General features: G+C 50.7%; 7 protein-coding genes and 1 tRNA gene. All 8 read right to left on the bottom strand.

The features are described from left to right. Nucleotides 1-198: 198 nt before the first annotated feature. The 8 genes from ACTQ3A_RS03660 to ACTQ3A_RS03625 all read right to left on the bottom strand — a co-directional run bounded on the left by ACTQ3A_RS03660 (nucleotide 199) and on the right by ACTQ3A_RS03625 (nucleotide 11,509). Nucleotides 199-2,112 carry an ABC transporter ATP-binding protein gene (locus ACTQ3A_RS03660; RefSeq protein ID WP_441101211.1) on the bottom strand — a complete coding sequence of 638 codons (1,914 nt, stop codon included), beginning with the start codon at nucleotides 2,110-2,112 and terminating at the stop codon, nucleotides 199-201. 1 nt (nucleotide 2,113) lies between these two features. Further along, nucleotides 2,114-3,835 carry an ABC transporter ATP-binding protein gene (locus tag ACTQ3A_RS03655; RefSeq protein WP_441495244.1) on the bottom strand — a complete coding sequence of 574 codons (1,722 nt, stop codon included), beginning with the start codon at nucleotides 3,833-3,835 and terminating at the stop codon, nucleotides 2,114-2,116. 124 nt (nucleotides 3,836-3,959) lie between these two features. After that, nucleotides 3,960-4,496 carry a MarR family winged helix-turn-helix transcriptional regulator gene (locus ACTQ3A_RS03650; RefSeq protein ID WP_441101209.1) on the bottom strand — a complete coding sequence of 179 codons (537 nt, stop codon included), beginning with the start codon at nucleotides 4,494-4,496 and terminating at the stop codon, nucleotides 3,960-3,962. 293 nt (nucleotides 4,497-4,789) lie between these two features. Continuing rightward, nucleotides 4,790-7,027, bottom strand: a complete 2,238-nt coding sequence (locus ACTQ3A_RS03645; protein ID WP_441101208.1) for a DNA gyrase/topoisomerase IV subunit A — start codon at nucleotides 7,025-7,027, stop codon at nucleotides 4,790-4,792. An 18-nt stretch (nucleotides 7,028-7,045) separates the two neighbouring features. Further along, a complete protein-coding gene (locus ACTQ3A_RS03640; protein WP_441101207.1) occupies nucleotides 7,046-8,974 on the bottom strand; it encodes a DNA gyrase/topoisomerase IV subunit B in 1,929 nt (642 codons plus the stop codon). Between the two features lie 144 nt (nucleotides 8,975-9,118). Beyond that, nucleotides 9,119-9,790, bottom strand: coding sequence for an HAD family hydrolase (locus ACTQ3A_RS03635; RefSeq protein ID WP_441494067.1), 672 nt, complete (start codon nucleotides 9,788-9,790; stop codon nucleotides 9,119-9,121). 221 nt (nucleotides 9,791-10,011) lie between these two features. Then, nucleotides 10,012-11,247 (bottom strand): N-acetylglucosamine-6-phosphate deacetylase, encoded by a 1,236-nt coding sequence (nagA, locus tag ACTQ3A_RS03630; protein WP_441494074.1) that lies wholly within the window; start codon nucleotides 11,245-11,247, stop codon nucleotides 10,012-10,014. 190 nt (nucleotides 11,248-11,437) lie between these two features. Continuing rightward, a tRNA-Glu gene (locus tag ACTQ3A_RS03625) sits at nucleotides 11,438-11,509 on the bottom strand. Between the last annotated feature and the right edge of the window lie 32 nt (nucleotides 11,510-11,541).

Genomic DNA, 11,541 nt, shown 5'->3' with positions numbered 1-11,541 from the left:
TATGCCGTTATAATAAGTATACACGAAATAAGGAGGTAGTATAATGGGTTTTCAGAATACAGGCTATATCTATTGTGGTGCTCCGCCTGCGGGGCATGGGGGTTTACTGTATAAGTCCAGTCGCAATGTTCTTGGCCCACAGGGAGCTTGCTCACCAGTGGGCAAGAACATTAGCGACGACAACCGGTATATTCTCTCTTATTCCAGTTCAAACGCTCCGGTATAGAGCTGGTAGTACGTTCCCCTCTGCTCGAGCAGCTGCTCGTGCGTTCCGCGCTCGATGATGTGGCCGTGATCCAGAACCATAATCGCGTCACTGTTCCGTACGGTGGAAAGTCTGTGTGCAATGACAAACACCGTCCTGCCCTTCATCAGATTATCCATTCCCTTCTGAACAAGCGCTTCTGTTCTGGTATCAATGGAGGAGGTCGCCTCGTCCAGAATCATGGCCGGCGGGTCGGCTACGGCGGCTCTCGCAATAGAAATCAGCTGTCTCTGTCCCTGTGAAAGCTGCGCCCCGTTTGCAGTGAGCATTGTATCATATCCATCCGGAAGTCTTGTGATGAAATCATCCGCGTTCGCCAGCTTTGCCGCCGCGATGCATTCTTCATCCGTGGCGTCCAGCCTTCCGTATCGAATATTTTCCATAACCGTGCCGGTGAACAAATTTACGTCCTGCAGGACGATTCCGAGAGAGTGTCGGAGATCCGGTTTACGGATTTTGTTGATGTTGATGCCGTCATACCGGATCTTGCCATCCGGAATATCATAGAAACGGTTGATCAGGTTCGTAATGGTTGTCTTACCGGCACCGGTTGCTCCTACAAACGCAATTTTCTGTCCCGGCTTCGCATAGAGCGATACATCATACAGCACCTGCTTCTCCGGCGTATATCCAAAATCCACATGCTCCAACTCAATATCACCCTTCAGCATGGTATAGGTCGTCGTACCATCCGCCTTGTGGAAATGCTTCCAGGCCCAGAGATCGGTCTTCTCCTTTGTCTCAACAAGGGAGCCGTCCTCTCCTTTTTTGCATCTGACAAGCGTCACATATCCGTCATCCTTTTCGGGTTCCTGATCAATCAGTTCAAACACACGGCCGGCGCCGGCGATACCCATGGCGATCATCGGCACCTGCATGGAAATCTGACCGATTGTCTGTGACAGCTGACGGGCCATGCCGAGATAGGAAATGATGATACCTGCCGTCATCAGTCCAAAACCGGAAAATCCGACGTTTGTGGCTCCCTCAAATACCATGATCGCGCCGACAAAGGCGATCAGCACATACATAAGGTTGCCCATATTGGACAAAATCGGCATCAGCACGTTTCCCGCCTTATTTGCCTCATTGCTGTCCTCAAAGAGCTGCTCGTTAATTTTCAGGAAATCCTTTTTGCTCTCCCCTTCATGACAGAAGACCTTAATTACCTTGGTTCCTTCCATCATTTCCTCAACAAATCCCTCTTCCTTTGCAAGTGAAATCTGCTGCCGCATCATGTATTTCGAAGAAGCGGCGGCATATTTCCGGGCCACTCGAAGCATCAGAACAATGGAAAGAGCTACCAGAAGCGACAGCCAGAAGCTATAGTACAGCATCATAAAGGCAATCGCAATAATGGTAAGAACCGATTGTGTAACCATCGGAAGGCTCTGTCCGATCAGCTGGCGGATGGCATCGGTATCATTCGTGTAGGTACTCATGATATCTCCATGCGCATGCGTGTCAAAATATTTGATTGGCAGAGACTGCATCTTATCAAACATATCATTCCGGAAGTTCATAAGCGTTCCCTGCGTCACTGTTGCCATGCTTCTCGTATAGAGAAAGGATGCGACAACTCCGGCACCGTAGATGACCGCCATCCCTATAACCGTACGGACAAGCTTTGGCCATACCGCAGTAAGTCCGGTCTTCATGCCCGGGGTGATGACATCATCAATCAGTCGCTGCAGAAAGAACGTAGCTCCGGTAGAAGAAACGCCCGCGATCACGATACAGATTATAACCAGAATCATTCTGGCCTTGTAATGGGAAAAAATATATCGAAACAGACGTCCGGCTGTTCCCTTTTTGACCGGTGTAATCTTTGCTTTTCCTCTCGGCATATCAGTTTTCCTCCTTTCTCATGGTCTGCGAATCAAAAATTTCTTTATATATTCCATTGGCTGCGATCAGCTGATCGTGACTGCCCTGCTCCACGATCCTTCCGCCGTCCAGCACAATAATGTTGTCACAATCATGAACGGAAGAAATACGCTGCGCGATGATGATTCTTGTCGTATCCGGGATTTCCTCCCGGAAAGCCTTCCGGATCAGTGCATCGGTCTTTGTATCTACCGCGGATGTGGAATCATCCAGAATCAGAATCTTCGGTTTCTTCAGAAGCGCCCGCGCAATGCAGAGTCTCTGCTTCTGTCCGCCCGATACATTTGTACCGCCCTGTTCAATATAGGTATCATACTTCTGCGGGAACTGCTGAATAAACTCATCGGCCTGCGCAAGCCTGCAGGCATGGACAATTTCCTCATCCGTCGCGTTTTTATCGCCCCAGCGCATATTGTCCTTGATGGTACCTGAGAAGAGGACATTCTTCTGAAGCACAACCGCTACCTGATTGCGCAGCGCGTCCAGATCGTACTGACGCACATCCGTTCCGCCGACCTTCACCGCTCCTTCTGTCACATCATACAGTCTGGAAATCAGCTGAATTAATGTGGTCTTTGAAGAACCCGTGCCTCCGATGATTCCCAGAGAGGAACCAGAGGGGATCTGCAGATTTACGTCAGACAGCGCAAATCTCTTGCTCCTCTCGGAATATTTGAAGGATACATTTTCAAACACAACCGATCCGTCCGCAATTTCAGTCTTTCCGTTCTCCGGTGAGGTCAAGGTGCTCTGGTATTTCAGGACCTCAACGATTCGGTTGGCAGACTCCTGCGAGATAATAATCAGGACAAAAACCATGGAAAGCATCATCATGGAAATCAGGATCTGGATTCCATATGTGATCAGCGAAGATAACTGGCCCGTACTCAGGGACGATCCCTTTGTGGTAATGATTATCCGGGCTCCGATAAAGCTGACCAGCACCATTGTGAGACTGATGCTGAAGACCATCGTCGGATTGTTCCACGCAAGAACCTTTTCAGCGAAAGTGAAATCCCTGCAGACATCCTCGGATCTCTTATGGAACTTCTCTTTTTCGTAATCCTCCCGGACAAACGATTTTACCACTCGGATTCCGCCCACATTTTCCTGCACGGAATTGTTCATGGCATCATATTTCTTGAAGATTCTTACAAAAACCGGATGAATATACAAAACAATGCCAAACAGAACTAAAGCGAGGAAAGGTATGACCGCTATAAAAATCAGGGCCATCCGGACATTGATCGTAAGAGACATCACAATCGAAAAGATGATCATCAGAGGCGTCCGCACCGCGCCGCGAATTACCATCTGAAAGGCCGTCTGCACGTTTGTAACATCTGTCGTCATACGGGTTACAAGCGAAGCTGTGGAAAACCTGTCTACATCCGCAAAGGAAAACGACTGAATGTTAAAATAGATGTCCTGCCGAAGATTTTTCGCAAAACCGGCAGATCCTTTTGCCGCCTCGATGGCTGCTCTGCGTCCGCAGTACAGGGAAGCCATTGCCAGAATAATCAGGACAATACCGTCCTGAAACACAGGCGTCAGGGAAGCGCCCTTCATGTGGTCAATCAAAGAAGCCATCACCAGCGGGATGATACATTCCAGAATAACCTCGAAGGTAACAAACAGCGGTGAAAGCAGGGAGGGAGTCTTATACTCTCTCAGACTTTTCATTAATGTTTTTAGCACCTGTAAATCCTCTCTTTCTGTATGAATATCTATTGCGAACAGAGATTCCCTTCCCTCTTTATACAGATAATGAGATCTCTGTAATTTTTACTTATTGCTGTACCTTCTCTTATGCACGGCCCTCTTCCCAGTCCTGGACATTGCGGTACATCCTTCGAAGCAGTATTTCGGCCTGCCGAATTTCTTCCTCCGTCATACCCCGAAGCAAATGATCATCCACATCCAGATGCTGCCATCGCAGACTTACCTTATGCCTGTATGCTTTTTCTGCAAAAGATACGATTTTATTCCTATGGTCCTTTGTATCAATCGATATATTCACAAATCCATTCTTCTGCATTCTCGAGACCAATCCCACCACTGTAGGATGGGAAACCTCAAGGATCCGCTCCAGTTCTCTTTGCGCGACGCTGCCCCCATGTTCGCCAATCACATGGAGAACACGCGCCTGCGAAAGCGTCAGACCCCATTCCTCAAGATTTCGATCCGCGCTTGCTCTCAGCTGCTGGTTGATTTTCATTAACAGAAGCGGTATCACAGATTCCTGCCGCTCCTCCTCACCCGCCGGACGTCCTGAATCACAAGCTTCCTCCCTTCTCCTTTTCGGCAGTCTCTCTTCCGTTACTGTTGCTTCTCTTTTTTCCATCTTTGTATACCGTAATTTCTGATTTATATTTGTTATGCTTTCCATCCTATGATTGATAGGCCAGCATATCTGCGCACAAATGTAGCGTGCTACATTTATTGTGTAGCACGCTACATTTTAGTGATTAAGGAATCGATTGTAAAGACACATTTTGCATTTCATTCGCTAAATTTTGCAGTCCCATGTGAGTCTGAGAGAACTTCCTCCTTACCGGGTCAGGCACAGACAGATAACAGCACCCATCCCGTCTGGCGAAATCCTGCAAAACGTATCCTCTGCGGATTATTCCGTTTTTACACCTTGACTCTGGTTCCCCTGCTGTCCCGCTTCATCAGACGGATTTTATTCAGAGAGATTTTCTTTCCCCGGTATTCGATATCCAGCTCTTTATGTCCGGTCACGAGATAGCCTTCCTCCACCTCGTCTCCTGCCGTAAGCTTCATGGCGCGCACCCCGAGCGCTCCCTTTTTCTTCTCCGGAATCTCTGCCATGGAAATCCTGAGGAAATAGCCGTCCCTGCTCTGCAGGACGAGATAGTCCCCGGCATCCGCATAGGCGACAAACGCCGCCCGGTCCTTGTCGTCCGCCAGCTTTGTCGCGGCGATTGAACGCCTGGTGACGTTGAATTCATTTCCGTCGGTCACCTTCGCCATGCCTCCGGCAGTCACGAAAATCAGCTTCCTGCCGATGACCTCAGTCATGGGTGCCGCGAAAATAACCTGCTCGTTTTCCGTCGAATAGTTGCAGAGATTATCGATGGGCGTTCCCTTGTCGCGGAATTTCGTAAAAGGAAGATCCTTCACCTTTATCGTGTGCATCACACCCAGGTCGGTGAAGATGCAGATCTTATCCGTATTCATGCAGTGAAACAGATACCGGCTCTCCGCGTCCGCCGACTCCTTGTTCCGCTCGTAGACTGACACGTCAATCGTCCTTGCGTAGCCGAAACGGTCCATAAGGAACACCAGCTCGGTCTCCTCCTCTTCCGGTTCCTCCGCGACCACCGTCTCCGCATTCGTGATGAAGGTTCTTCTCGGACGGCCATATTCCTTTTTGATTGCGGCCAGATCATCGAGGATCACCTCCGCCATCGTATCGTAATCGTTCAGGATCTTGTCATAACGGGCGATTTTCTCCAGTGTCTCCTCATTTTCCTTATACAATGCCTCAAGCTCCAGACCGATCAGCTTTGCCAGGCGCATATCGAGAATAGCCTGCGCCTGCCGCTGGGTGAAGCAGAGCTGACTGGCCTGCTTCTCACTGTTCTTATGACGGAAGGTAATCCCTTCCGTCACACCCATGGTCAGACAATCCTTCGCCATCTTCTGGTTTTTACTGCCGCGCAGGATCTCAATGATCAGATCGATGACGTCAACCGCCTTGATCAGTCCCTCCTGGATCTCCTTCTTCTCCATCTCCTTCGCCAGGAGCTTCCGGTACTTCCGAGTCGACAGATCAAACTGGAAATCCACGAAGTGATCGAGGATCTGCTTCAATCCCAGCGTCTCCGGCTTCCCGCCTGCGACTGCGAGCATATTGACGCCGAACGTATCCTCCAGCCTGGTTTTCTTGTAGAGAAGGTTCTTGAGCCGTTCTACGTCCGCGCCTTTTCTAAGTTCCAGTACGATCCGGATGCCGTCCTTGGAGGACTGATTTGAAATGTCGGTAATTTCCGGTGCCTGCCGGCTCTCTACCAGATCCGCCACATCCATCAGGAATTTCCCGATGTTCGCTCCGATCATGGTGTAGGGAATTTCCGTGATGACGAGGAGCTGTTTCCCGTTCTTGCCCTTCTCCACCTCGACCTTCCCGCGAATTCTGATCTTGCCGGACCCCGTCTCATATATGGACGCCAGATCCTTCTGGTTCACGACAATTCCGCCGGTCGGAAAATCCGGTCCCTTGATGTATTTCATCAGCTGTGTGCTCGTGAGCTTATTGTTCCGGATATAGGCACGGGCCGCATCGATCACTTCTCCCAGATTATGTGGAGGTATGCTGGTCGCCATGCCGACGGCAATTCCGTCAGAGCCGTTGACCAGAATGTTCGGAATGCGGACCGGGAGCACCTCCGGCTCTTTTTCGGTCTCATCGAAGTTCGGAACAAAGCTTACCACATCCTTGTCGAGATCCTTCAGATAGACCTCCTGCGCAATCTTCGCAAGACGCGCCTCCGTGTAACGCATGGCAGCTGCTCCGTCTCCCTCAATGGAGCCGAAGTTTCCGTGGCCGTCCACCAGCACCTGCCCCTTTTTGAAATCCTGTGCCATCACGACGAGTGCATCATAGATGGAACTGTCGCCGTGCGGATGATACTTACCCATGGTATCGCCGACAATACGTGCGGATTTCCGGTAAGCCCTGTCATAGTAGGTCCCGAGCTCCATCATGTCGTACAGCACCCGCCTCTGCACCGGCTTCAGGCCGTCGCGGACATCAGGCAAGGCTCTGGCGATGATGACGCTCATCGCGTAGTCGATGTAGGATTTCTGCATCAACTCCGAATATTCGGTTCTGATAATTTCTTCCATTTAATGCTTCTCTCCCTCTTAGACATCCAGCTCTGCGTCCGTCGCATGATCATAGATGAACTTCTTTCTCGGCTGAACATTTGTGCCCATAAGTATCTCCGTTGTCTCAGAAGCCATGCGCGCGTCCTCGATCTCCACCCGCCGCATCCGTCTTGTTTCCGGATTCAGTGTGGTATCCCAAAGCTGCTGGGGATCCATCTCTCCGAGACCCTTGTACCGCTGCAGCGTGAACTTCTCTCCCGCATGATTTTTCCTGTATTTTTCCAGCGCCTTGTCATCGTACAGGTACTCCCCCTCACCCTTCGAGGGAATGGTCTTGTAAAGCGGCGGCATGGCGATATAGACATGTCCCTGATAGATCAGCTCCGGCATAAAACGGTAGAACAGCGTGAGCAGCAATGTCGATATATGAGCTCCGTCAACATCCGCATCGGCCATAATGATAATTTTGTCGTAACGGAGCTTTGTAATGTCGAAGTCGTTGCCGTACCCTTCGGAAAATCCACACCCGAAGGCATTGATCATTCCCTTGATCTCCGCATTTGCCAGAACCTTGTCCATGGTTGCTTTTTCCACATTCAGGATCTTTCCGCGGATCGGGAAAATTGCCTGAAAATTCCGGTTTCTGGCCATCTTCGCGGACCCTCCGGCCGAATCTCCCTCGACGATAAAAATCTCACACTTTGATGCATCCCTGCTCTCGCAGTTCGCCAGCTTCCCGTTGGCATCGAAGGAATACTTCTGCTTCGTCAGCATATTGGTCTTGGCCTTTTCCTCGGTACGCCGGATCTTTGCCGAACGCTCGGCGCACTCCAGAATAGTCTTCAGGACCGGCAGATTGCGGTCAAAATATCGCACCACCTCATCGCCGGTAACCTTACTGACCGCCTTCGCGGCATCCGGATTATCGAGCTTCGTCTTTGTCTGTCCCTCGAACCTCGGATCCGGATGCTTGATAGAAACCACAGCAGTCATCCCGTTGCGGATGTCTGCTCCGGTGAAGTTTGCGTCCTTGTCCTTCAGAACACCCAGCTCTCTCGCATAGCTGTTCATCGTCAGCGTGAACTGCGTCTTGAATCCCGTGATATGAGTACCGCCCTCGGAGTTGAAGATGTTGTTGCAGAATCCGAGAACATTCTCCTGAAAGGCACGGATGTACTGAAAAGCAACCTCCACCTGGATTCCGTCCGCCTCTCCCTTGAAATACACCGGGTCGTGAAGCGTCTCCTCGTTCTTATTCATTTCCTTTACGAATCCGACGATTCCCTCCGGCTCGGAGAAGGTGATCTTCTCATCCTTCCCATCCCTCTTATCTTCAAATTCGATGACAAGAGCCGGGTTCAGATAGGTTGTCTCATGCAGCCGGCTCTTCAAATCCTCCGCCGAAAATCTGGTTTTCTCAAAAATCTCGCCGTCCGGAAGAAAATTAATCCGTGTCCCCGTCTCTTTCGTTTTTCCAAGCTTAGGCAATAGGCCGCTGCTGTCCAGCTCCAGCACGGGCTTTCCCTTTTCGAACCGGTCGTGCCAGATATAGCCGTCTCTGCTGATCTGCACATCCATATATACGGAAAGCGCGTTTACAACAGAGGAGCCAACGCCGTGAAGTCCGCCGGAGGTCTTGTACACCTCGTTGTCAAACTTTCCGCCGGCATGCAGAGTGGTAAGCACCAGCCGTTCCGCCGGCATTCCTTTTTCATGCATCCCGACCGGAATTCCGCGCCCGTTATCAGTTACGGTGCACGAACCGTCCGCTTCAAGCACCACACTGATTTTCGAGCAGAAGCCTGCCAGATGCTCATCCACGGAGTTATCCACGATCTCATAGATCAGATGATTCAGGCCCTTACGCCCCGTACTTCCGATATACATTCCGGGACGCATGCGGACCGCATCCAGTCCTTCGAGAACATGAATACTCGATGCATTGTAACTGTCTTTTTTTGCCATGTCATACTCCATTTCAAAATAAATCCGTTTGCTTTGCGGAAATCAGTCCGCCATCCGGTCATCTTCAAAATACATCCGCACGCTTTGCGGAAATCAGTCCGCCACCCGACCATCTTCAAAATACATCCGCGCGCTTTGCGGAAATCAGTCTGCCATCCAGTCATCCGGCAGCAGTTCACGGAACGAGAAAATAAACTCGTCCGCGATCTCCATCATCTCCGGGTGCATCCGGTAATTCGCCTTCTCGTATACGCCGATCGTGTAGAAGCCGCCGGCATTCGCACCCTTAAGGCCTTCCGCAATATCCTCAAATACCATGGTCTTCCCGGGATCGGTTCCAATCGCGGCCGCTGCTTTCAGATATATATCCGGAAATCCCTTGCCTCTTTTTACATCGTTGCCCGTACAGTAATCATCGAGGAGCCTCATCAGTCCGGTTCTCTCCAGGCATGGCCGGACCAGCGCATCATCCGAAGAAGTAGCCACAGCGATATGCAATCCGGATTCTTTCAGATATTTCACGAAGTTTAACGCGTAAGGCTTCAGGGGAAGATGGCTGCTGTACGCCTCCTGCGCCATATCCAGCCATTCGCGGACAAGCCCCTCAGGTGTGTCATTCTCCAGATGGAATCTCCGTATTGTGTACCTCGCTGCTTCAAGGGCACCGAGAGGCGTGATAGCCTTCTGATAATCATCGGGTACCTCGATACCCCTCTTCGCCAGAAAATCAACATCAATCTGATGCCACACGCCCATCGAATCCAGCAGAGTACCGTCCAGATCAAAAATCGCGCCTTCAAAATCCTGTATTCTCATGCCGTCTTCCTCATACCACCTCTGCCATTCGCATATGTCCAATTCTGAACACTAACGCTTTACAATTTGCCATGGAACCGGATTTTTGTCAACCCGGCCTCTCTTAACTTCTACTGGCTCAAAGCCGCTTTCATCTTCCACCGGCTCATCTTCCACCGGTTATCAGCCGCCTTCATTGTCCACCGGCTATAAACCGTCTTCCCACCGGATAAATGCCGCCTTCATTTTTCACCGACACGCATCCTTCCGCGCACAATGACTCCCTGCAGCCCCAGATTTCTGTCCAGGAGAACCACATCCGCCATTTTTCCCTCCTCGAGAGTACCGTAATGATCAAGAATTCCAAGAGCCTCTGCCGGATTTCTCGTCGCGCAGGTAACCGCCGTTTCCAGCGGTATTCCTGCTTCCCGCACGGCCGTACGCAGGCAATTCATAAGATTTGTCACAGAACCTGCCAGGGATCCGTCCCTTACAAGCGTTGCTCTTCTTCCTCTGACATCAACCTCCTGCCCGCCAAGCGTATACCTCCCGTCCGGCATGCCGGTTCCTCTCATGCTGTCGCTGATTAAAACCATCCGTTCCTCACCCATCATCCGAAAGGCCGCCCGGATCGCGGACGGATGGACGTGGATGCCGTCACAGATGATTTCACACATCACCTTCGGGCTGTCAAGGGCCGCCCCGATCACGCCGGGAGCGCGGTGTCCGAACGGCGGCATCGCATTATACATATGCACCAGATGATCCGCTCCCGCCCGGAACGCCGCAAGTGCTGTCTCGTAATCCGCGTCTGTATGCGCCAGCGCCACATGAACCCGGTCCTTCACCCGGCGGATGAAAGAAATGGCATCTTCTGACGCTTCCGGCGCTATCCCGATAAATTTCACCAGTCCCCCGGAAGCCTCCAGAAATCGATCGCAGACAGATGCGTCACATGGAATGATATATTTCGCGTCCTGCGCACCCCGTTTTGCAGAGCTGATAAAAGGTCCTTCCATATTTATGCCCACAAGTCTTGCTATGCCCTCGTCACAGACTTCTCTTCGATATTCTGCGGAGGTGCGCAGGATGCTGACGAGCTTCGAAACCGGAAGTGTCATCGTAGCCGGAGCAATGGCCGTCACACCGACAGACGCCTCATATTCCGCAATTCTTTTGATCGCTTCCATCGAACCGTCACAGAAATCATCTCCTCTGCATCCATGAAAATGAAGATCAATCAGGCCGGGGATCGCATAAGCTCCCCGGCCGTCAATAATATCCTGTTTCTCCCGGAAGCCCGGCTTTCCCCTCCAAATGGAGAACGCATCTTCCATGAGGTTCGGATCATCCATTTCCCCTGATCCTTCCTCTTCTTTCTGTGTATATATCCGCTCTATTTTATCATCCTTCGTGACGATGCATCCTTTACGGAAGCTCTTGTCCGGAAGGAATACCTGTATGTTCGTGATAATCATGATCTCGTTTATCTCCAGCAAAAACAGCTCCTGCTCAGAATACGTTAGATTCTCGGTGAGCAGGAGCCAGCATGATCCAGAAATACCTATTCAGCTATCTGAACATCTGCAGTCAACTGATTTACAAACATGCGACCCGATGTTTCAATATTTGTATAAAGAAAAAGCAGAACACCAAGGTGTTCTGCCGCAGTCGATAAGGGAATCGAACCCTTGTTTTCGCCGTGAGAGGGCGACGTCTTAACCGCTTGACCAATCGACCGTTTATTATAATACCAGACGCAACCGTTAAAT

The organism is Bilifractor sp. LCP21S3_F8 (assembly GCF_052117805.1).
Classification (GTDB): domain Bacteria; phylum Bacillota; class Clostridia; order Lachnospirales; family Lachnospiraceae; genus Bilifractor.
Note: the sequence above shows the minus strand (reverse complement) of the source record. Positions and strands in the feature narration are given on the sequence as shown.

Bases quoted from the DNA above. Each gene is read 5' to 3' on its own strand.
- nagA (WP_441494074.1), bottom strand. From the start codon at position 11,247: ATGATTATCACGAACATACAGGTATTCCTTCCGGACAAGAGCTTCCGT.
- ACTQ3A_RS03650 (WP_441101209.1), bottom strand. From the start codon at position 4,496: ATGGAAAAAAGAGAAGCAACAGTAACGGAAGAGAGACTGCCGAAAAGG.
- ACTQ3A_RS03655 (WP_441495244.1), bottom strand. From the start codon at position 3,835: ATGAAAAGTCTGAGAGAGTATAAGACTCCCTCCCTGCTTTCACCGCTG.
- ACTQ3A_RS03635 (WP_441494067.1), bottom strand. From the start codon at position 9,790: ATGAGAATACAGGATTTTGAAGGCGCGATTTTTGATCTGGACGGTACT.
- ACTQ3A_RS03660 (WP_441101211.1), bottom strand. From the start codon at position 2,112: ATGCCGAGAGGAAAAGCAAAGATTACACCGGTCAAAAAGGGAACAGCC.
- ACTQ3A_RS03645 (WP_441101208.1), bottom strand. From the start codon at position 7,027: ATGGAAGAAATTATCAGAACCGAATATTCGGAGTTGATGCAGAAATCC.
- ACTQ3A_RS03640 (WP_441101207.1), bottom strand. From the start codon at position 8,974: ATGGCAAAAAAAGACAGTTACAATGCATCGAGTATTCATGTTCTCGAA.